The organism is Campylobacter sp. IFREMER_LSEM_CL2151 (assembly GCF_025771725.1).
GTDB lineage: Bacteria > Campylobacterota > Campylobacteria > Campylobacterales > Campylobacteraceae > Campylobacter_D > Campylobacter_D lari_C.
The window spans coordinates 73123-95103 of record NZ_JAKMQT010000007.1 but is presented as its reverse complement, the minus strand read 5'-3'; the positions used below and the strand labels follow the sequence as shown (position 1 = coordinate 95103).

At 30.3% G+C, this 21981-nt stretch carries 22 protein-coding genes; 10 read left to right on the top strand and 12 right to left on the bottom strand.

The features are described 5' to 3' along the window. Window positions 1–31: 31 nt before the first annotated feature. Entirely contained in the window at window positions 32–706 is a 675-nt protein-coding gene (locus L8V82_RS06450) for a YheO-like PAS sensor domain-containing protein (RefSeq protein ID WP_039617503.1), read from the top strand. A gap of 1 nt (window position 707) precedes the next feature. On the opposite strand, the gene L8V82_RS06445 is transcribed toward L8V82_RS06450, so the two are convergent. From L8V82_RS06445 to L8V82_RS06430, 4 genes are read right to left on the bottom strand one after another with little or no spacing between them, the layout of a single operon-like run. Beyond that, window positions 708–2039 carry an anaerobic C4-dicarboxylate transporter family protein gene (locus L8V82_RS06445; protein WP_263724404.1) on the bottom strand — a complete coding sequence of 444 codons (1332 nt, stop codon included), beginning with the start codon at window positions 2037–2039 and terminating at the stop codon, window positions 708–710. Beyond that, window positions 2039–3442, bottom strand: a complete 1404-nt coding sequence (argH, locus tag L8V82_RS06440; RefSeq protein WP_263724403.1) for an argininosuccinate lyase — start codon at window positions 3440–3442, stop codon at window positions 2039–2041. The genes L8V82_RS06445 and argH overlap by 1 nt, the downstream gene beginning before the upstream one ends. Window positions 3443–3502: 60 nt before the next feature. After that, window positions 3503–3973 carry an ankyrin repeat domain-containing protein gene (locus L8V82_RS06435; protein WP_039667995.1) on the bottom strand — a complete coding sequence of 157 codons (471 nt, stop codon included), beginning with the start codon at window positions 3971–3973 and terminating at the stop codon, window positions 3503–3505. 52 nt (window positions 3974–4025) lie between these two features. Beyond that, window positions 4026–5450 (bottom strand): catalase, encoded by a 1425-nt coding sequence (locus L8V82_RS06430; RefSeq protein WP_263724402.1) that lies wholly within the window; start codon window positions 5448–5450, stop codon window positions 4026–4028. A gap of 244 nt (window positions 5451–5694) precedes the next feature. On the opposite strand from L8V82_RS06430, the gene L8V82_RS06425 reads away from it, so the two are divergent. From L8V82_RS06425 to acpS, 3 genes are all read left to right on the top strand, one after another. Beyond that, window positions 5695–6333, top strand: a complete 639-nt coding sequence (locus tag L8V82_RS06425; RefSeq protein ID WP_263724401.1) for a transcriptional regulator — start codon at window positions 5695–5697, stop codon at window positions 6331–6333. 66 nt (window positions 6334–6399) lie between these two features. After that, entirely contained in the window at window positions 6400–6945 is a 546-nt protein-coding gene (gene fliL / locus L8V82_RS06420) for a flagellar basal body-associated protein FliL (protein ID WP_404842191.1), read from the top strand. Continuing rightward, a complete protein-coding gene (gene acpS, locus L8V82_RS06415; RefSeq protein ID WP_263688290.1) occupies window positions 6945–7301 on the top strand; it encodes a holo-ACP synthase in 357 nt (118 codons plus the stop codon). The genes fliL and acpS overlap by 1 nt, the downstream gene beginning before the upstream one ends. 10 nt (window positions 7302–7311) lie before the next feature. Here acpS and fabG read toward each other — a convergent pair whose 3' ends face one another. Together fabG and gpmI are read right to left on the bottom strand one after the other, a co-directional pair. Then, window positions 7312–8055 carry a 3-oxoacyl-ACP reductase FabG gene (gene fabG, locus L8V82_RS06410; protein ID WP_263724400.1) on the bottom strand — a complete coding sequence of 248 codons (744 nt, stop codon included), beginning with the start codon at window positions 8053–8055 and terminating at the stop codon, window positions 7312–7314. A gap of 14 nt (window positions 8056–8069) precedes the next feature. Then, window positions 8070–9548 carry a 2,3-bisphosphoglycerate-independent phosphoglycerate mutase gene (gene gpmI, locus L8V82_RS06405; protein ID WP_263724399.1) on the bottom strand — a complete coding sequence of 493 codons (1479 nt, stop codon included), beginning with the start codon at window positions 9546–9548 and terminating at the stop codon, window positions 8070–8072. A 78-nt stretch (window positions 9549–9626) separates the two neighbouring features. Here gpmI and mraY point away from each other — a divergent pair, with 78 nt between their 5' ends. Both mraY and murD read left to right on the top strand, forming a co-directional pair. After that, window positions 9627–10685 carry a phospho-N-acetylmuramoyl-pentapeptide-transferase gene (mraY, locus tag L8V82_RS06400; protein WP_263724398.1) on the top strand — a complete coding sequence of 353 codons (1059 nt, stop codon included), beginning with the start codon at window positions 9627–9629 and terminating at the stop codon, window positions 10683–10685. Then, window positions 10685–11884, top strand: a complete 1200-nt coding sequence (gene murD, locus L8V82_RS06395) for a UDP-N-acetylmuramoyl-L-alanine--D-glutamate ligase (protein WP_263724397.1) — start codon at window positions 10685–10687, stop codon at window positions 11882–11884. The genes mraY and murD overlap by 1 nt, the downstream gene beginning before the upstream one ends. Here the strand turns inward: murD and L8V82_RS06390 are convergent. After that, on the bottom strand, window positions 11876–12739 hold the full coding sequence (locus tag L8V82_RS06390; protein ID WP_263724396.1) for a LysR family transcriptional regulator: 864 nt from the start codon (window positions 12737–12739) through the stop codon (window positions 11876–11878). The two genes, murD and L8V82_RS06390, sit on opposite strands and share 9 nt — an antisense overlap. Window positions 12740–12844: 105 nt before the next feature. Here L8V82_RS06390 and L8V82_RS06385 point away from each other — a divergent pair, with 105 nt between their 5' ends. Both L8V82_RS06385 and L8V82_RS06380 read left to right on the top strand, forming a co-directional pair. Further along, window positions 12845–13882, top strand: coding sequence for a YeiH family protein (locus L8V82_RS06385; protein WP_263724395.1), 1038 nt, complete (start codon window positions 12845–12847; stop codon window positions 13880–13882). Between the two features lie 132 nt (window positions 13883–14014). Then, complete coding sequence (locus tag L8V82_RS06380; protein ID WP_263724394.1) at window positions 14015–14617, top strand: BspA family leucine-rich repeat surface protein; 603 nt, start codon at window positions 14015–14017, stop codon at window positions 14615–14617. Between the two features lie 12 nt (window positions 14618–14629). On the opposite strand, the gene L8V82_RS06375 is transcribed toward L8V82_RS06380, so the two are convergent. From L8V82_RS06375 to prfB, 3 genes are read right to left on the bottom strand one after another with little or no spacing between them, the layout of a single operon-like run. Further along, window positions 14630–15319, bottom strand: a complete 690-nt coding sequence (locus L8V82_RS06375; RefSeq protein ID WP_263724393.1) for a potassium channel family protein — start codon at window positions 15317–15319, stop codon at window positions 14630–14632. Continuing rightward, entirely contained in the window at window positions 15319–16155 is an 837-nt protein-coding gene (locus tag L8V82_RS06370) for a universal stress protein (protein ID WP_263724392.1), read from the bottom strand. The genes L8V82_RS06375 and L8V82_RS06370 overlap by 1 nt, the downstream gene beginning before the upstream one ends. A 19-nt stretch (window positions 16156–16174) precedes the next feature. Further along, a complete protein-coding gene (prfB, locus tag L8V82_RS06365; RefSeq protein ID WP_263724391.1) occupies window positions 16175–17275 on the bottom strand; it encodes a peptide chain release factor 2 in 1101 nt (366 codons plus the stop codon). A gap of 77 nt (window positions 17276–17352) precedes the next feature. Between prfB and rimO the strand changes: the two genes are divergently transcribed. Continuing rightward, a complete protein-coding gene (gene rimO, locus L8V82_RS06360; RefSeq protein WP_263724390.1) occupies window positions 17353–18669 on the top strand; it encodes a 30S ribosomal protein S12 methylthiotransferase RimO in 1317 nt (438 codons plus the stop codon). Further along, the gene (tilS, locus tag L8V82_RS06355; protein WP_263724389.1) at window positions 18659–19621 is read left to right on the top strand and encodes a tRNA lysidine(34) synthetase TilS; all 963 of its coding nucleotides are present in this window, start codon (window positions 18659–18661) and stop codon (window positions 19619–19621) included. Before rimO ends, tilS begins: the two co-directional genes overlap by 11 nt. Here tilS and L8V82_RS06350 read toward each other — a convergent pair. After that, window positions 19602–20969, bottom strand: coding sequence for a phosphomannomutase/phosphoglucomutase (locus L8V82_RS06350; protein WP_263724388.1), 1368 nt, complete (start codon window positions 20967–20969; stop codon window positions 19602–19604). The genes tilS and L8V82_RS06350 overlap by 20 nt on opposite strands. A 1-nt stretch (window position 20970) precedes the next feature. Further along, window positions 20971–21975 carry a GGDEF domain-containing protein gene (locus L8V82_RS06345; RefSeq protein WP_263724387.1) on the bottom strand — a complete coding sequence of 335 codons (1005 nt, stop codon included), beginning with the start codon at window positions 21973–21975 and terminating at the stop codon, window positions 20971–20973. Between the last annotated feature and the right edge of the window lie 6 nt (window positions 21976–21981).

Sequence of the window (21981 nt, the reverse complement as noted above, 5' to 3'; positions counted from 1 at the left end):
AATAACAAAAAACAACAAAAAGGTCTAGATCATGGATGAGCAACAAAAAGAATTATTTATCAAACTCACTCAATTTTTAGGGCAAGTACTTGGAGATCAATATGAAATCGTTTTTCATGTGATTGCACCTGAGGGTTCATATATAGCAGCCATTGCAAATAACCACATTAGCGGAAGAACCATTAATTCTCCACTAACCTCTTTTGCAAGTGAGCTTGTACAAGAAAAAGAGTATTTAAACAAAGATTTTTTATGTGATTATAAAGCAAAGGTTGGAAAGTCTAAGATCGTTACTGGATCAACTTTTTTCATTAAAAATCAAAATAAAATCGTGGGAATTTTATGTATAAATCACGATACCACAGAGCTTAGAAATGCTATTAGTAAAATCATAGAACTTGAAAAAATCAATGATTTTAGTGATTTATTAGATATTCATAATCAAAACAATGTAAATTTACACAATGTGAGTAATATAGAAACACTTAGCCATTCTATAGAAGATATTTTAGCTGAAAACATAGACTTAAAATATTTAAATTCAGGATATAGCTTAAGCACTGAGCAAAAAGATGAGATTATTAAAAAGCTTCATTCGAAAGGAATTTTTAACATTAAAGGAAGCATACCTATAGTTGCTAAGTCGCTTAATATATCAGAACCTAGCGTCTATAGGTATTTACAAAAACTTAAAAACAATCTCTAAGCTAAAATACAAGCTTAGAGATAAAATAACCTGCAATAGTCGCACTAATAATCAAAACAAAACCTGGTCTTAAGTAAGAGTGATTGATCACAAATTTACCTATTTTTGTTGTGCCTGTTCTATCAAAAGCCACACATGCTATTTGATTGGCTCCTGGGACTATAAAATCTCCGCTCACACAAGGATAAAGCACAATAAGAATTTGAGGAGGAATTCCCAAACTCACACCCAAAGGCATCAAAGCAGCTACTGTTGCTGAAGGAGAAAAAATCACCATAGAAAAGGCAAATAAAGCCACACCAAATAAATACGGATAATCCTCTACAATATGCGATAAAGAATCACTAAATAAAGGCTTATAAGCTTCAAAAAATGTTCCTGTCATCCAAGCTATACCAAAAACCCCTACAACTCCCATAAGTCCTGATTTAAATACCGAAGCTTCACCAAGCTTATTAGCAGGAACTTTAGCAAAAAGCATAATCAAACAAGCTGTTGCAAGCATAATCATTTGGATTAAATTTGGAGTAGAAAGTCTTTCTATTTTACCATTTGCAAGCTCATAATGGGGTAATAAATTCGTAAAAGTTCCAAAGAAAATAATAGTTAAAATCCCTAAAGCAAAAATATACAAAGACCTTCTAGCCATAGGATTATGTTCGCTATCTTTATTTTGCAAATCTTCACTTAAGAAATGATATTCTCCTGCTTTTACCCTTCTTTGAAACTCCTCATCTTGCTCAAGCTCTTTTCCTCTTTTAAAAACACTCAAACAAGCAAGAAACACACCTATAAAAAAGGCTGGCAAACTTACCATTAAAATTTGCACTATTGTTGTACCACTAAAGGCTAAAACAGCTACCATAGCAGCAGTAGCTGCACTCATAGGAGAAGCTACCACGCCAATACCTGCTGCTACAACTGAAACCGAAAGCGCTCTTTCGGGGCGAATTTTAGCATCAGCTGCCACTTCTGCAATCACTGGATAAACAGAAAAAGCCACATAGGTAGTACCACAAAAAATCGTAAAAGTAGAGCTAATCAAAGGTCCCATAAAAACAATAGCTTGAGGTTTTTTCCTTAGAATTTTCTCTGCTATTTTTACTAGCAAATCAAGTCCACCTGCACTTTGCAAAACACTCACACAAGTGATCACAGCAAGTATAATAAACACAACACTCACAGGAAGTGAAGCTGGTTGCATACCAAAGACCAAAACCAAAATACACATACCAAGCCCACCTGCAACCCCAAGTCCTATACCGCCATATCTACCACCTATGGCTATCATAGAAAAAATGATGAAAAATTCTAATATAAAAATAACATCCATTAATCTTGTGCCTTATATTGCTCCAAAAGCTCTTTTGCGTGTTTAATTTGCTCTAATACTACTTTAGTTCCTGTACCACCATAAGATACTCTTGCGTCTATACAAGTTTCTAAAGCAATTGCTTCATAAATATCTTCTTGGATATTTTCATTAAATTGATGAAATTCCTCCATGCTAAGCTCTTCAAGCATTTTTCCATGTTTTATACAATAATTCACAGCCCCACCAACTATGCTATGAGCTTCTCTAAATGGTATATTTTTTCTTACTAAATAATCAGCCATATCTGTGGCATTTGAAAAGCCTTTTGCAGCAGCTGCTCGTGTATTATTAGCATTTACTTGCATTTTTTCTATCATAGGAGTTATGATTTTCAAACTTGCCATTAAAGTATCCATAGAATCATAAACTTGAGCCTTATCTTCACTCATGTCAGTATTATAAGCTAGTGGAATACCTTTCATAATAGTTAGCATTGCCATAACATTGCCATACATTCTACCTGTCTTACCACGCATTTTTTCAGCCACATCAGGATTTTTCTTTTGAGGCATTATGCTTGAGCCTGTGCAAAAATCATCACTTAATTCTATAAATTTAAAATCTTGACTTGAAAAAAGTATAAGCTCTTCACAAAAACGACTAAGGTGCATAAAGCACATTGCAGCCACAGAAGTAAATTCAACCATATGATCTCTATCGCTAACGCTATCAATGCTATTTTCTGTTGGTTTTGCAAAACCTAGTTCTTTGGCACAAAAATGTCTGTCTATATTAAATGTGGTTCCACCAAGTGCAGCTGCTCCTAAAGGACACTCATCCATTCTTTTATATAAATCTTCAAAACGAGAATAATCCCTACTTAACATCCAAAAATATGCCATAATCCAATGTGAAAAAAGCACCGGTTGACCAGTTTGTAAATGTGTATAACCTGGCATAATAGCTTTGATATTTTTTTGAGCTTGATTTATAATTTCTTCTTGCAAAGCAATAATTTGATTTAGAATTTCTTTTATAACGGCTCTCATATGCATTTTTGAATCAAGCGTAGTTTGATCATTTCTACTTCTTGCAGTGTGAAGCTTTCCGCCTACTGGGCCTACAATTTGTGTCATTCTTTTTTCTACAGCCATATGAATATCCTCATCAGCTATATCAAAAACAAAGGTTCCATTTTGAATTTCTTCTCTAACTTGTTCTAAACCCTTGATGATAGTTTTTGCTTCATCTTCTTTTATAATACCTTGTTTTGCAAGCATAGTACAATGAATTATACTTCCTTGTATATCAAAAGGAGCAAGTCTTGGCTCAACTAATAATGAAGCAGTGTATTCTTCAACTAATTTATTTGTAGGTAAATCAAAACGTCCACCCCATAATTTCTCTGCTTTTTGTGACATATTTATCCTTCTATTTACAAATAAAAGGATAATTTTATAATTTTTATTTTTTCAAAGAGTTTAACTTTTCTTTCTTTTAAAAATTTTCAACACACCAAAAGCTATTTTTTTAAGAAAACTTTTTTTAGAATGCTTTGTTAAAAATTCTACTATATCTCTATGCCCAAACATTAGTGCAAAAGTAAAAGGTGTCATACCAAGACCATTATTTTCATCAATATTTGCCCCATGTTCTACCAAAAGCTTACACATAGGCAAATATCCTTTAAAACACACCCCTGCCAATGGAGTTTGTCCTCTATCATTTTTCTCATCTACCCTAGCATTATTTTCTAGTAAAAACTTAGCACATTCATAAGCATTATGATAACTTGCAAGCATTAAAAGACTATCGCCTTTGTGATTTTTTAAATTCACACTCAAACCTGCTTCTATCATAATCTTTAAATTTTGCAAATCATTTTTTCTTGCGTAATCAAAAGCCATAGTGCAAAGTTCTTGAATTCTTTTTTCTTCTTCGTTGCTAAACATATTTTTCCTTTTATAATCTTTAGTTTGCCACTTTTAAAGTGGCAAGTAAAAATTACATTTTCAAAGCTTTTTTAACGCCATTTGCATATTCACTTGAAATTTTTTCAAAATGACTTAATGCTCTAGCAATAATTTTTTCATCAACTCCACTCATAGAAGCAGCGATATTTTTAAATAATTGCTCTTTTTGATCTTGGTTCATTATATCAAACAAGGCTCTTGGTTGGGTGTAAAAATCATCATCAAGTGGAGCATATCTTTGCGCACTACCTTCAAGTGCTAAGTCAGGCTCAAGATAGCTTTTATCTTCTTTTGGGCTATCATCATAGCTATTTGGTTCATAATAAGCAAGGCCATTTTTATAAGTGTCAAAATTCATAGCTCCTGCTACATTATAAGTATTTACTTCACTTTTTGCACGATTAACTGGCAATAAATGATAATTTGTCCCTATGCGATATCTGTGTGCATCAGGATAAGAAAAGATTCTAGCTTGTAACATTTTATCAGGACTAAAACCAATACCAGGAACGATATTACTTGGACTAAATGCAGCTTGTTCTACTTCATTAAAGTAATTTTGTACATTTTTATTAAGTACTAATTCACCTACTTCTATTAAAGGCACAATACTATGTGGCCAAACTTTAGTTAAATCAAAAGGATTAAAACCTAATTTTTCTGCTTCATCTTCTTTTAAAACTTGAATTTGGAAAGTCCATTTTGGAAAATCTCCTTTTTCAATAGCTTCATATAAATCTCTTTGATGACTTTCTCTATCATTTGCTATTAAATTTGCCGCTTCCTCATTAGTTAAATTTTTAATGCCTTGCTTGGTTTTAAAATGAAATTTCACCCAAAATCTTTCATTTTTATCATTAATTAAACTATAAGTGTGACTTCCAAAACCATGCATATGACGATAACTTGCAGGAATTCCTCTATCACTCATTAAAATAGTAACTTGGTGTAAGCTTTCAGGACAAAGGCTCCAAAAATCCCATGCAGCATTATTGCTTCTTAGATGAGTTCTTGGATCTCTTTTTTGAGTATGGATAAAATCAGGAAATTTATATGCATCTCTTATAAAAAATGTCGGAGTATTATTACCTACTAAATCCCAATTTCCTTCTTTAGTATAAAATTTAATAGCAAAACCTCTTACATCTCTTTCAGCATCAGCAGCACCTGCTTCACCTGCGACGGTTGAAAATCTTATAAATAAAGGCGTATTTTCTCCAAGCTGTAAAACTTTTGCTTTAGTGTATTGAGAAATATCTTTAGTAATTTTAAGTTCTCCATAAGCACCACTTCCTTTTGCATGTACTGTTCTTTCTGGAATTCTTTCCCTATTTTGATGAGCAAGTTTTTCAAGCAAAATATAATCTTGCATTAAAAGTGGACCTTTAGCACCTGCACTTAGTGAATTTTGATTATCAGCTATGATATTTCCAAAATCATTTGTTAGTTTTTTCATTGTGTCTCCTTTTTAAATAATAATTTTTATTATTTGATAAATTATATCCCTATATTATTAAAATAAAATTAAACGATAAAAATTATCATTATTTAAAAAATAATTATAAAATTCTTATTTTTAAAAAAATAATCTTTTTTTAAGCATAATTATTTTTATTTTGTATTAAAATTGTTAAAAAATAAGAATAAGCATTCTTATTTTAAATATTTTTACTACAAAATTAATAAAAAAAGGAGAGCTTATGGATAAGGAAACAAGAACTTATTATATTAAATTAGTTAAATTTCTTGCAGAAGCCTTAGGAAGAAATTATGAAATAGTCTTGCACGATGTAAGCGAAGATGGAGCTAATATAGCAGAAATAGCTAATAACCATATTAGTAAAAGAACTATAAACTCACCTCTAACTGGTTTTGCTATTGAAATGATTAAAAATAAAATCTATTTAGAGCGTGATTATATAACACATTATAAAACCTCGGCTAAAAGCTCACAAGTAATGTCAGGCTCTACTTTTTTTATCAAAAAAGATGAAAAACTTGAGGGTTTGCTTTGCATTAATCATGATACTTCAGCATTTAAAAAAATCTCTGATGAAATTTTAAATCTTGGAAATATTTATGATAATTCTTATGAAAGTCCTGAACAAGAAAATAAAGAATATATAAAACTTGATCTAGAAGAAATCATTGAAGATATTTCAGGTATGGATATAGAAAGTTTTAAAAATAAAAGTTTAAAACCAAAAGAAAAGCAAAAAATGATAGCTAGTTTATATGAAAAAGGCGTATTTAATGTAAAAGGTGTTATTCCTAAGGTTGCTGAGCTTTTGAGTATTTCAGAGCCTAGTGTTTATAGACATTTACAAAAGATTAAATAATCATAATTTAAAAAAAATTATAATTTTTGATACAATAACACTTTAAATTTTATAATAAGGAAAAATATGGCTGATGATATGATGGATGAACAAGGCGAATCAAAGAAAAAAGGTGGCAATACTTTAGTAATTATTATCGTTGTATTTTTATTTGTATTTTTACTTGTAATTGTAGGAGCGATTGCTTATTTAATGTTTAGTGGTGGTTCTGAAGAAAATCCTGCTCCGCAAGCTGAAGAAAGCGCACAAGTTGCACAAGCTCCTAAAAAAACAAATGCAGTAGCAGCTAGAGGGAGTGATTATGCAAATATTGGCGTGATGTATCCTTTAGCACCTTTTACACTAAATTTATTAAGCGATGGTGGATCAAGATATGTAAAATGCACCATTCAACTTGAACAAAATGTTGAAACCCTAACCCCTGAACTTGATAAAAAAGTTGCTATTATTAGAGATATTATCATTAGAACTTTAACTTCAAAAACCTTTGAAGAAGTAAGCACCACAAAGGGTAAAGAAAGATTAAAAGATGAATTAACCGGTAAAATCAATGAGGTTTTAACCGATGGTTTTATCAAAAATATTTATTTTACCGACTTTGTAGTATCTTAATGATAGGCTGTGACATAGTCGTATGCTCTCGCATAGAAAAAATTTACGAAAGACATAAAACGCTTTTCTTGGATAAATTTTTATCCAAGCAAGAGCAAAGTTATATAAAAAATACCAACACTCTAGCCGGATTTTGGGCTATCAAAGAGGCTGCTTCTAAGGCTTTGGGGGTTGGAATTTCTAAAGAATGTTCTTTTTTTGACATCATCATCTCTAAAGATGATAAAAATGCTCCACATATTAGTTTTTCTCAAAAAGTCATGCAAGAATTTAAAATCAAATCAGCAAGTGTAAGCGTAGCACATGATGGGGGTTTTGCTATAGCAGTAGTGGCTATAGAAACTAAGCAAGGTTAAAACCTTGCTTTTACATATAAAGCCCACCGTTGACTTTTAAAATTTCCCCTGTAATATAAGAAGAATGATCACTTAATAAAAACGCCACAGCTTGAGCTACCTCGCTTGCATCTGCAAAACGCTTTAAAGGGATATTATTGATATAATTTTGTTTTATTTCATCACTTAAAACTTCAGTCATATCACTTTTTATAAAACCTGGGGTAATGCAGTTATATCTTATATTTCTTGCTGCACCTTCTTTAGCAAAAGATTTTGTTAATGCTATCATACCGCCTTTGCTAGCACTATAATTAGTTTGACCTGCATTTCCCATTTCTCCAACTATAGAAGCAATATTTACAACCGCGCCAAAACGCTTTTTACTCATAGTTTTTAATGCCTCTCTACAACCTAAAAAGCTTGAATTTAAATTAGCATTAATCACTGAAGAAAAATCATCCATACTCATTCTGAGCGCTAATTTATCATTAGTAATACCTGCATTATTAACTAAATAACTAAGCTCACCATCACTTTCTACTATAGTTGCAATAGCACTAATAAACTCTTCTTCAACACTTGCATCAAATTTAATCACAGCTGCAGCGCCACCACTTTTTTCTATCTCTTCTTTTAACGCATCAGCAAGTTCAGGCTTACTTCTATAATTAATCCAAACTTTTAAACCATGACTTGCTAATTCTTTAGCTATTGCTGCGCCTATACCTTTACTTGCACCTGTTATTAAAACATTTTTTCCACTAAATTTCATTGTTCTCCTTTAAATTAAAATAAAGCCTCATCCATTTCTTTTGGAATAGGTAAGTTTAAAATTTTAAGCACACTTGGTGCTATATTGCTAAGCCCCATACCTTCTTTAAGCTTTTCTACTCCTTTAGCTTCTACAAAGGCAAAAACATCAAAGGTTGTGTGGTTAGTAAGCATATTTTCATTTTCATCCCTCATTGCTTCACAGTTTCCATGATCTGAAGTAATAATAAAAGCATAATCATACTCTCTTGCTTTAGCAATAACCCTACCCAAACACTCATCCACACATTCAACCGCACTAATTGCAGCTTCAAAATCACCCGTATGTCCTACCATATCACCATTTGCAAAATTTACTACGATAAAATCCATACCATTTTCTATACCCTTAATCACCTCATCTGCTACTTCTTTTGCGCTCATTTGAGGTTTTTCATCGTATGTTTTTACCTTAGGACTTGGGATTAAAACTCTTGTTTCATTACACTCTAATTCTTCTTTTCCCCCATTAAAGAAAAAGGTTACATGAGCGTATTTTTCTGTCTCAGCTGTGTGAAGTTGGCTTAAATTTGCATTAGCTATTACAGAAGCTAAGGTATTATTTAATTCTTCTTTTTCAAACATCACAGGTAGTTTAAAACTCTCATCATACAAACTCATAGTAATAGCATTTTTTACAAGTACTTCTTTTGGAAATTCATTAAAACTTTCTTGGGTTAAAGAAGCGACTAATTGACGCATTCTATCATTTCTAAAATTGATAAAAATCACACTATCTTCAGCCTTAATTCCATCAAAGTTTTGACTAATAACTGGGATTAAAAACTCATCTGTGATATTTTCATCATAGCTTTTTTGTATAAATTGCACAAAATCATCACACTTTGGTGCCTTAGCAAATAAAGCATCATAATAAGACTTAACCCTATCATAGCGCTTATCTCTATCCATAGCATAAAATCTTCCCGATAAAGAAGCAAAATTAACCCCTTCTTTTTCGCAAAATTCCTGTAAAGATTTTATAAATTCTAAACCTGAATTTGGAGGACAATCTCTACCATCACTAATTGCATGCGCAAAAACTTCTTTATTTTCTTGCTTACAAATTTTTAAAAGCGCATTAAAATGTGTATGCATAGAATGCACCCCACCATCACTATAAAGCCCTATAATATGCACTCTTTTGCATTTTTGCAATAATTCTTTTAAAGCCTTATTATCTTTTAAAGTATCATTTTCTATGGCTTTATTTATCTTGACTAAATTTTGATAGATAATGCGTCCACTACCTATACACATATGCCCTACTTCGCTATTACCCATTTGACCTTCAGGTAGGCCAACTGCTAAACCGCTTGTTTTTATCAAAACATTAGGAGTATTTTCAAAAAGCTTGTCATAAGTTGGCTTTTTAGCATGAAAAAAAGCATTATAGTTTGAATTTGTATTATGTCCTATACCATCTGTGATTATCAAAATACATTTTTGACTCATTTTTTACTCTTTTTTATAATTTATTTATGTGATTTTACTAAAATTATGCTTTTAAAAAACAAATACAAGGTTAAAATTTTGCTTTATCTTACAGAATATACAAATTATATGTTTTTTTCTTATATTAGCGTGCGTGCTGGTTTTGCATTTTTTATCGCTTTGTTTTTGAGTTTATATTTAATGCCAAAATTTATTAAATGGGCTCAAAATAAAAAAGCAAATCAACCTATTTATGAATACGCTCCACAATCACACCAAGCTAAATCTCATACCCCTACTATGGGTGGACTTGTTTTTATCTTTGCTACTATCATAGCAAGTGTTTTAAGTGCTGATTTAAATAATAGTTTTGTAATTGTTGGGTTATTGTGTTTGGTATTATTTTGCACTATAGGTTTAGTGGATGATTTAGGGAAAATTTTAAAAAAAGACAATCATGCGGGACTAAGTCCAAAAATGAAACTTCTAGGGCAATTTAGCGCTGCTTTTATCTGTGTTGGATTATTATATTTATTTGATATAAATACTGAATTTTACTTACCTTTTTATAAACATGCTCTATTTGATGGTGGTATGTTTATGTTGTTTTTATGGATTTTAGTTATTGTTTCAAGCTCTAATGCTGTGAATTTAACCGATGGACTTGATGGTCTTGCAACTGTGCCTTCTATATTTTCTCTTTTAAGCCTTGGTGCTTTTTTATATTTGAGTGGAAATGCTATTTATAGTTCTTATTTATTTTTACCTAAAATTCAAGGTCTAGGAGAACTTGTGGTGCTAAGCTCAGCTTTAGTTGGTGCTCTTATGGGATTTTTGTGGTATAACTGCTATCCTGCGCAAGTTTTTATGGGAGATAGCGGGAGTTTAAGCATAGGGGCATTTTTAGGCTATCTTGGTATAGTAAGTAAAAATGAAATTTTACTTTTGCTTATAGGTTTTGTATTTGTTTTAGAAACTATTTCAGTGATCTTGCAAGTAGGAAGTTTTAAAATCTTTAACAAAAGAGTATTTAAAATGGCACCTATTCATCATCATTTTGAAAAAATAGGCTGGGTAGAAAATAAAATCATCGTGCGTTTTTGGATGATAGCCTTACTTGCAAATATCATTGCATTAATTAGTATAAAGTTAAGATAATGAAAATTTCACTTTTTGGATACGGAAAAACAACCAAAGCTTTTGCGCAGCGTTTTGGAAATTGCGATATTTATGATGATCATTTTACAAGTATAAGTAAAGATGAATTTGGCAATACACTTTTACCACCTTGTGAATTTGATCCTTTAAAAAGTGACTTAGAAATTCCAAGCCCTGGCTTTCCAAGTGATCATCTTCTCATACAGCAAGCAAGAAATTTAAGTAGCGAGTATGATTTTTTTTATGATGGTATGCCAAAAAGTGTTTGGATAAGCGGAACAAATGGCAAAACCACCACCACTCAAATGACACATCATCTCTTAAAACACATCAATGCACAAATGGGAGCAAACATAGGAACTCCTTTAGCACAAATGGACGCTAATGCTAAATTATGGATTTTAGAAAGCTCATCTTTTTCACTTTTTTACACCAAAGTAGCTAAACCTGAAATTTATGCGCTTTTACCTATTACACCTGATCATCTTTCTTGGCATAAAAGCTTTGAAAACTACGAGCAAGCAAAGCTTAGCGTGCTTGAAAGAATGAATGAAAATGATGTGGTAATTTTACCTAAAAAGTATGAGGCTTATCCAACTCATGCTTATGTTATAAGCTATGAAGATGAGCAAGATTTAGCTAAAAAAATGCAAATTGACTTAGAAAAAATTCATTTTAAAACCCCATTTTTACTTGATGCACTTATTGCTTTAAGTATAGAAAAAATCATACTAGATCGTTGCTCTTATGAGCTTTTAAATGAGTTTAAAATAGAAAAAAATAAACTTGAAGAAATATTTGATCATAAAAATAGACTTTGGGTAAATGATACTAAAGCAACTAACCTTGATGCTAGTTTAGCTGCTCTTAAACGCTATAAGGATAAAAAAATTCATCTTATCATAGGTGGGGATGATAAGGGAGTGGATTTAAGTGCTTTATTTACTTTTATGAAAGAGCTTGATATAGAACTTTATGCCGTAGGAAAAAGCACTAATAAAATGCTTGAATATGCTAAAAATGCTAATTTAAAAGCACATTTTTGTGAGTTTTTACCCAAAGCAGTAGAAAAAATCAATCAAAACTTAACTAATGATGAAGTAGCCCTGCTAAGCCCTGCTTGTGCGAGTTTAGATCAGTTTAAATCTTATGAAGAAAGAGGGGAGCTTTTTAAAAAATGTATTCAAGAGCTAAACTAAATCTTTTTGAACGCAAAGTTTTAAAAACTCACATAAATTTATAAATTTCTTGCTTGGTTCTTTATTTTTATGATAAATCAAGCAAAGCTCTCTTGAAATTTTAAAATTTTTTAATCTCACTTCAAATAAGCTTTTAACTTCAAGCTCTTCTTTAACACTAAATTTAGGTAAAACTGCTAAAAAATCACCTTTTTTAACCAACTCTTTTATCATAGCAGTTGAGTTTAACTCATAAACTAAATTAAGCTTTATATCTTTAGGTAAAGCATTTAAAAACACTTCTTTTGCACCTGAACCTTGCTCGCGACTTAACCATTTAAAATCCTTTAACTCATCTATAAAAAAATCTTTTTTGAAGTCATTTTTACTCACCACAATAAGCTCATCATCACAAATTTTAATCTTTTTTATATCCTTATCTTTGCAAATCCCTTCAATCAAACCTATATCGATTTCTTTATCTAAAATATCTTTGATGATATTTTGACTATTATCCAAAGACAAATTTAACTTGATATTTTCTGCCTTTTGATCTAAAAAAGATCCTAGTAAATAAGTGCCTACATTTTGACTCACTTTCATACTTATTTCATAGCTTTGATCATCTTGCATTGCTTTTTCTATGCGCTCAAATTCTAAAATTAAAGGAGTGATTTGTTTTAAAAAAACTTTTCCTTTTTCATTTAAACTTAAAAATTTAGCATTTCTATCAAAAAGCTTGGTGTTTAAACTTTTTTCAAGTTCAAATATAGCTAAAGACAAAGCAGATTGAGTTATATTTAATTCTTTAGCACAAGCTCTTAAATTTAAATTTCTACACAAGGCTTGAAAATATTTTATTTGTTTAAAAGTCATAAGCACTCTTTTGATAAATATTTTTAATCATTATATCAAATAAAATTAATTTTACTTATCATAAAAAAATCATTAAGATTACAAAAACAAAAAAAGGAAAAATTCATGCATAAAAATATATATAAACATAGAAAATTTGAAGCTTTTTTACTGCTTTTTACTCTTGCTTTTTGTGCTTTTGCTATTTCTGAGCTTAATTTTTTTAAAAATCTTGGAATTTCAGCTTTAATCATAGCCGTGATTTTAGGAGCTTTAATAGGAAATTTAGCACATCAAAATGCAAATTTACTCAAAAAATCAGGAGTTTTAGGCATAGCAACAAAAGAAATTTTAAGACTTGGAATTATACTTTATGGTTTTAGAATTACTTTTAATGATTTAGAAAAAGTTGGATTAAATGGAATTTTATTAGCATTTTTAGTAGTGTTTTCTACCTTTTTTATAGGGCTTTTACTAGGAAAATTATTTAAACTTGATCTTAAAGAAAGCATACTTATAAGTAGTGGCTCAAGTATTTGTGGAGCAGCTGCTGTGATGGCAAGTGAAAGCATTGTTAAAGGTGGCTCTGCTAAAGTTGGCGTAGCAGTTTGCACTGTGGTTGTGTTTGGAACTTTGGGGATGTTTTTATATCCTTTGGCTTGGAATTTAGGTTGGTTTGATTTTTTTAGTTTAAAGCAAATGGGGTATTTCATGGGAGCAAGCTTGCATGAAGTTGCACATGCTGTTGCAGCAGGTGAAGCTGTGCAAGCAGGAGATGGCGCTGTCATAGAAAAAATGATGCGTGTTTTAATGCTAGTACCTTTTTTGATTTTTTTAAGTCTTTTTTCATTGAAATTTCTAAGCAAAAATAATGAAAAAATCTCCATTAAAGCAAATATTCCTTATTTTGCTTTGTGGTTTTTATTTGCTTGTGGTATTAGCTCACTTGAAATATTAAATACCAATTTTGCGCTTAATTATATAAAACCAAGCATACAAACTATAGATACACTTTTGCTTTCTATGGCTATGGTAGCTTTAGGAGTAAATATCCATAAAAATATTTTAAAAAATGCAGGTTTTAAACCATTTTTGATGGCATTTTTTCTTTTTATATGGTTAATCTTTATACCAATTAGCTTAATTTTCCTATTAAATTTATAATATGTTTCATAATGAAACATATTATAGTATTTTATATTTTTTTATTAATTTAATATTTATTTTTTACTACTTTATATTTAAATAGTATTATAATTGCGTTGAAAGAAAATAAATACCAAAAAAGGAGCTAACATGTTTACGCCTAAAACAAAATGTGAATTAGTTGCTCTTGTTAGAGAAGAGCTTATTGCCTTAGATGAAATCGATGTAAGCTTAATCACGGATATGTCTTATTTATTCTACTATTCTACTAGGACTAACTTTGATGGTATAGAAAAGTGGAATGTATCAAATGTTAAAGATATGTCTTATATGTTTTATTGTTGCAAAAGCTTTAATCATGATATTTCTAAATGGAATGTTAGAAATGTTGAAAACATGGAAGGAATGTTTTTTGATTGTGAATCTTTTGATCAAGACTTATCTTCTTGGAATATGTCAAATGTTAAAGATACTAAGTATATGTTTTGCAATTGTCTTAAATTTAATCATAAAGTAGAAAATTGGGATGTGCATAATGCCATTACAATGGCACATATGTTTGAAAACTGCAAACAATTTGATCAAGATTTATCAAGATGGGATGTACACAATGCTAAAACAATGGCGTTTTTATTGCACAATTGTACTAATTTTCATCATGATGTTAAAAAATTAGATATTGACAAAAACTGCAATGTTCAAAAAATACTAGGACATGAAGAAATACAAAATAAATATGCTATAAAACATTAATCGCAAGGTAAGCTATTGCTTACCTGCTTGGTTAATCCAAAGCCCCATAGCAATAACAACAATAACCTGCCCTAAAAATCCTTGAAATACGCTAAATAATCTTAACAAAGAACTAACAGGTGTTACATCGCCAAAACCTATCGTCAGCATAGTAACTCCGCTAAAATAATAACAATCAACCAAACCTTTTATTCTATTTTGAATTTGAGGTTTTAAGTCATCATTTAAAGACCAAAAATTATGAATTCCTCTTATAGGGGTTTGAAACTGCACTTCTATGATTTTTTCTTGCAAATCCACAATATCTAAATTTTCATTTTTTTGAGTAGCTATTAACATTCTATTATAATTATCTACATCGCAAGAAAAATAATACAAATTCCCATACGCAAACCATATCAAAACATAAGCATATAAAATAATAAAAAATTTTTCTTTAATATTAATCTTACTACTAAAAGCAGCCCAAATACTAATAAGCAAAAACATCATCAATGCTATAGCCACCATAATAGGAATAATATTTAAAATTAAAAATAAAATTTCAGAAGTAATTTTACCTGTTGCATAAATAGCAAGTTCATCAAATAAAAAACTACAAAACAAAGGCACCATAGCAAGCAAAGTCCAAACAAAAAGAAATTGTTTAGTGCTTTTATGATAAATGTTAATATAATGATTTAAAAGTCTATGGTGCAACATCAGCGAATCAGCAATAAAGGTTTTTTAGCCTTAGTTAAAATATCATTTGTCAAACTACCAAATAAAATACTTTTTAACCAGTGATGTGAATAAGCCCCCATAATCAATAAATCTATATCATTTTGCTCACCAAAATCAAATAAAGCTTGAGTAATCTCTCCACTTAAATGCTGAGTTTGTACATTTAAATTTACTTCTTTAAAAATTTGACTTACTTGAGCTAATAATTCACAAGAAGCTTTTTCATCTTTAGATACATTTACTACATAACGTTTTGCTTCTTTAAAAATAGGTCTTTTAATGGCTTGCTCTATGGCCTTTTTAGCTAAATTACTCCCATCATAAGCCATCATCACACTTTTAATCTCTTTAAAAGCAGAATTTACAAGCAAAATAGGCACATTTAAAGCTCTTACTAATTCTTCTGTATGAATACCTATTTTGTTTTTCTTACCTCCGCCTTTTAAACCTGCTATGGCTAATCTTATTTGATCATTGTATTCTTTTAAAACCTCTTCCAAATCTCCATCTCTTTGCACACTAAAGCATTCTTTTACGCCTTGTTCTTTTGCATAAGCACAAAATTCTTCTAAAATTCTTTGCCCTTTTTTGCAAAGATTTTCATTTTTTTGACTTTGCTCTTCTACCAAATCTTCAATCACACATCCGCTAGCGCCTATGCCAAAACTACAAGCTAATTCAGCATTAGTAAAATTTGGTTCTATAGTGTATAAAAACATTAAAGGTAAATCTAGCTTTTTAGCTAAATACACCCCATAATACAGACTTTCCCTACAAGGCTCTAAAACATCCACACAAACTAGAATTTTTTCCATTTAATATCCTTTTGTAGTATTAATCTTGTGCTTTTTGTGCTATTAAAACACCTTCTATGATTTTTTTAATATCTCCATCTAAGATATTATCAACCTGCGAAAAAGCTTCATTTGAGCGTGTATCCTTGACTTGTTGATAAGGAAAAAGCACATAAGAGCGGATTTGATGCCCCCAACCTATCTCACTTTTTTCGCTTGAATTTGCTTCATCTTGTTGTTTCATAAGCTCAAGCTCATAAAGGCGTGATTTTAACATTTTAAAAGCAGTTGCTTTGTTTTTATGTTGGCTTCTATCATTTTGACATTGCACTACTATACCACTTGGCATATGAGTTATGCGCACTGCTGATTCAGTTTTATTAACATGCTGTCCACCCGCTCCGCTTGCTCTATAATAATCAATCCTTATATCTTTTTCTTCAATTTCTATTTCTATATCATCATCAAGTTCAGGTGAAACCATCACACTAGAAAAACTCGTATGGCGACGCCCTGCACTATCAAATGGAGAAGTTCTTACTAAACGATGAATGCCATTTTCAGCTTTTAAATATCCATAAGCATTTTCACCTTTTACTAAAAAGCTAACATCTTTAAGCCCTGCTTCTTCGCCTTCTTGAAAGTCAAGTGTTTCCACTTTAAAACCTTCTCTTTCACAAAATCTCAAATACATCCTATAAAGCATGCTAGCCCAGTCATTACTCTCCGTTCCGCCTGCTCCTGGGTGAATGGAAACTATGGCATTTTTGCCATCATTTTCCCCACTTAAAAGCATAGAAATTTCAAGATTTACAATAAGTTCTTCTAGCTTGTTTGCATCTTCAAATAAAGCTTCTATGGTATCTAAGTCATTTTCACTATTTGCTAGATCAAAAAGCTCGCTTGCATCATTTAAAGCATTGAAAGCGTTCTCGTAGTTTTTTAATAAATTTGAAATTTTAGTTTTTTCTTTACCTATCACTCCTGCTTGTTTTACATCACTCCAAAAAGAAGGGGAATTTTCTAAATTTTCTATTTCTTTTAATCTTGCTTTTATCTCTTCAGGCTTAATAATAGAAGCGATATTTCCAACTTTGTTTTTTAATTTTTTTAAAAGTTCGCTGTATTCGTAATTATCCATAAAAATTTTCTTTCTAATTTTGATATAATTTAATCTTATAATTTTAGCAAAAAAATAAAATATTTAAAGTGAGAAATATGCCAAAACTTTTTTTAATGTCTTTAGGTTGTAATAAAAATTTAGTTGATAGTGAAATCATGCTTGGAAGATTAAGTGATTATGAAATTTGTGATGAGCCAAGCTTAGCTGATGTTTTGATTGTAAATACCTGTGGTTTTATAGATAGCGCTAAAAAAGAAAGCATAAATGCGATTTTAGATTTACACGAGCAAAGAAAAAAAGATTCATTGTTAGTTGTAACAGGATGTTTAATGCAGCGCTACCGCGAAGAATTAATGAAAGAACTACCTGAAGTTGATCTTTTTACCGGCGTAGGAGATTATGAAAAAATTGATGAAATGATACTTAAAAAAACTAATCTTTTTTCAAATTCTACTTACTTGCAAGATAAAAATACCAATCGTGTAATCACAGGATCAAACTATCATGCTTTTATCAAAATAGCTGAAGGATGTAATCAAAAATGTTCATTTTGCGCTATACCAAGTTTTAAAGGCAAACTTAAATCAAGAAGCTTAGAAAGTATTATAAATGAAGTAAAAGAACTTGTTAAAAAAGGCTATAAAGACTTTTCTTTTATCGCTCAAGATACAAGTTCGTATTTGTTTGATCAAGGTCAAAAAGATGGACTTTTAAAGCTTATTGAAGCTATAGAAAATATCCAAGGTGTAAAGGCTGCTAGAATTTTATATCTATATCCAACAAGTATTAGCAAAGAAGTGATAGAAAAAATCATTCAATCAAAAGTTTTTGTAAATTATTTTGATATGCCTTTACAACACATCAGTGATAATATGCTTAAAATCATGAAACGCGGGGCTAATAAAGCTAAATTAATCGAGCTTTTAAATTTAATGAAACAAGCTCCAAATTCATTTTTACGCACAGGTTTTATAGTAGGACACCCTGGAGAGAGTGATGAAGACTTTGAAGAATTATGCGCTTTTATAAAAGAATTTGGTTTTGATAGAATTAGTGTTTTTGCTTATTCTAAAGAAGAAGATACTGCAGCTTTTGACATGGAACAAATTCCTAGTAAAATCATCAATGCAAGATTAAAAGTGATAGAAAAAATTGTTGATGATTGCATAGAAAAAAGCTTTAATCAACAAGTTGGTAAAAAGATTTTAGCATTTTGTGAAGGTCAAAGCTCTGAAGGAGAATTTTTCATCGGTGCAAAAGATTTGCGTTGGGATAGAAATATAGATGGAGAAATTCTCATCAATGAAAGTGATTGTGGCGATTTAGAGATGGGTGAGCTTTATGAGTGTGAAATCACGCAGAGCTTAGATAAAAAACTCATTGCAAAAGCCTTAAGAAAGCTTGATGATTGATAGCAAATATTTAAATCATTTAAAGCAAGGGAAAAATCTTTTAGCATTTTCTCATGGGAGTGATTCTAGTGCTTTATTTTACATGCTTTTAGAAAAAAATATAGATTTTGACCTTGCTTTTATAAACTACAAAACTCGCAAAAATAGCGATAAAGAAGAACAAAGTGCCAAAGAATTAGCCAAGCGTTTTCATAAAAAAATTTACATCAAAACTGCACCCAAGATAACAAAAAATTTCGAAGCTTGCGCAAGAGCTTTGCGTTATGAGTTTTTTGAAGAACTTTGCAAAAATCACTCTTATGATAATCTTTTACTAGCTCATCATTTAAATGATAAACTAGAATGGTTTTTAATGCAATTTTCCAAAGGTGCAGGGCTTAGAGAATTACTTGGTTTTAAAGATATTGAAAAAAGAAAATATTTTACCATCATAAGACCCTTGCTTGAAATTCCAAAAGAAGAAATTTCAAACTATCTAAAAGAAAACAATATCACTTATTTTCATGATGAGAGTAATGATGATGAAAAATATTTTAGAAATTTCATACGCAAAAACTTTGCTAATGAGTTTTTAAAGCTTTATCCAAATGGAGTAAAAAAGAGCTTTAAATACCTAGAAAAAGACTTAAAAGAAGAAAATATTTGTGAATTTAAAAATATTTACATTACTCATAAAGATGAAAGTTTAATCGCAAAATGTTTTAAAAAACTTGGAGTACTTTTAAGTGCCAAACAAAGACAAGAAGCTTTAAAAGGCGATGGAGTGATTTCACATAAAATAGGCATTGTTTATATACAAGAAAAAGTATTGATTTTTCCTTTTGTAAGTTGTGAGAAAATGCCAAAAGAATTTAAAGAAATTTATAGAAAAGCAAAAATCCCTAAACTCTTAAGAGCGTATTTATACACAAAAAATATTGATATAAAAGAGCTTATACAAGCTCTTTTATGATTTCTTCGAAAAGTTCTTTTACTCTTGCTTCTAAAAAGTCTTTAAATTCAGCACTTGTAGCTTCAGTGCGCATGATAAGATATGGACTTGTATTAGAAGCACGCAAAAGCGCCCAACCTTCTTTAAAGGTGATTCTAACTCCGTCAATTTCATTGCAATCAAGCACATTTTCAAAAGCGTTTGCTTTTACTTTTTCTTTAAATTTTTCTATGATTTGAAATTTATTTTCTTCACTAACCTTAAGCTTAATCTCTTCACTTGCATAAAGTTTTGGCAATTCTTTAACTAATTTTTCTATATCAAAACCATTCACTAAAAGCTCTAAGGTTCTTAAAAATGCATAAATTCCATCATCATAACCAAAATATCTATCTTTAAAGAAAATATGCCCACTAAGTTCTGCTGCTATGTCGATATTTTGCTCTTTCATCATTTTTTTAATATTAGAATGCCCAGTCTTACCCATCATGATAAAACCAAATTTAGCCACCTCATCGAAAAGATTTTTAGAACATTTTACTTCACCTAAAACTCTAGGATTTTTTATATTTTTAGCAAATAAATAGCAAAGCTCATCACCCTTAAATACATAATCTTTACTTGCGACTACTAAACGATCTCCATCTCCGTCAAAAGCAAAGCCCATTTTTGCATTTTCATTTTCTTTTAATGCAGCTTGCAATGCGTGTAAATTTTCAAGCTCTGTTGGATCGGGCGCATGATTTGGGAAATTTCCATCAGGATTTTCAAATAAAATTTGCGCATTAAGATTTAATTTTTCCACCAAAGGCTTTATAATCACTCCAGTAGCTCCATTTGCGCAATCAATGATGATTTTTTCTTTATAGTCCTTAAGATGTGAAAAATGTTTAGCTAAAAAGTCTATATATAAGCTTTTAACATCATAATTTTCATATCTTAAATCATCATTGATTTCAAGTTCTAAATACTCTTGCACTGTTAAAGAAAGCTTTTTCAAATCAGCACCAAAAAAACTTTCTTTATTAATCGTGATTTTAAAGCCATTGTATTCTTTTGGATTATGTGAGCCTGTTATCATGATATTTGCATCAAAAATATCATCAAAAAACAAACTAAAATACCCCATAGGAGTTGGTGCTAAGCCTATATTGAAAACTTGCATATTAGCTTTATTTAAACCACTGATTAAATAATTAAAAAGTTCATTTGCACTATATCTTGCATCATAACCTACGCTTACCTTCTCACAACCCCTTGCTTTCATTTCTAAACCCAAAGCATAGCCTATGGCTTTTACACTTTTTTCATTTAACTCACTTGGGTAAAGCCCTCTTATATCATACTCTCTAAAAATCAAATCTAACATTTTAATCCTTTTGTCTTCTAAGTTCTAATTTTGCTTGTTTTAAACTTTCTTCTATGTTTTCATTTTTGCTTGATAAACAAAGTTTAATTTCTAATTTTGCATTTTGATCTTTAAATTCAAAACTATATTTTTGCATAAAATTTTCAAGCATTTGAAGTTTGCTTTGCACAAAAGCCATACTTTCATTTTCAAATACAATGATAAAATAATCCTTATCATCTTTAAAAACCCTAGTATGTAAGGCTTTTTTTAAAATCCTAGCAAACTCATGCATTATAAACTCGCCCATTTTTGAGCCTTTTTGATGATAAATTTCATTGATATTTTTTACTTCAATCAAGGCTAAATGAAAATTTTCAAGCCCTTGGGCATATCTTCTTAAGGCTTTTAAATTTGGCAAATTGGTTAAAGTATCAAAAAAGGCTATTTTATAAGCTTTATAGGCTAAAAATCCTATCAATACCAAAGAAGCAAATTCATAATAACCCAAATCAACATTATTATAAAATAAAAATTGCACGCTCAAGCCCATATAAGCTAGCAAAAAATGAAAATCATTATTTTTAAAATATGAAAATAATAAAAATATCATTCCCACCCAAAACACACAAAAGCTTAACTCACTAATAGGCTTAAAAAATTGCGTTGAAAGACCAAAAATTTCACTTGTAATGCTTGCGTTAAAATTAGTACTTGTGCTAAGTATTAACGCTACAAAACCCATAAAGGCTAAATACGCAAATTTAATGAGATTAATTCTTTCAAACACAAGCTTGCTATCTTGCAAAAACACAAAAAGCACAAAAGAAAAAGGTAAAAATACCGAAATAAATAAATGCGCTTGATATTCACTTGCTACTAAAGATAAAGCTCTAGCACATAAAATCAACAAAAGTAAGAAAAAAATCTTATTTTGCTTAAAAAAATAAGCTAAAAATAAAGCTAAGATATTAAAAACCAAAGTCATACTAGGCAATGTTTTTAACAATAAATACGAAAAATCCAAAATAAT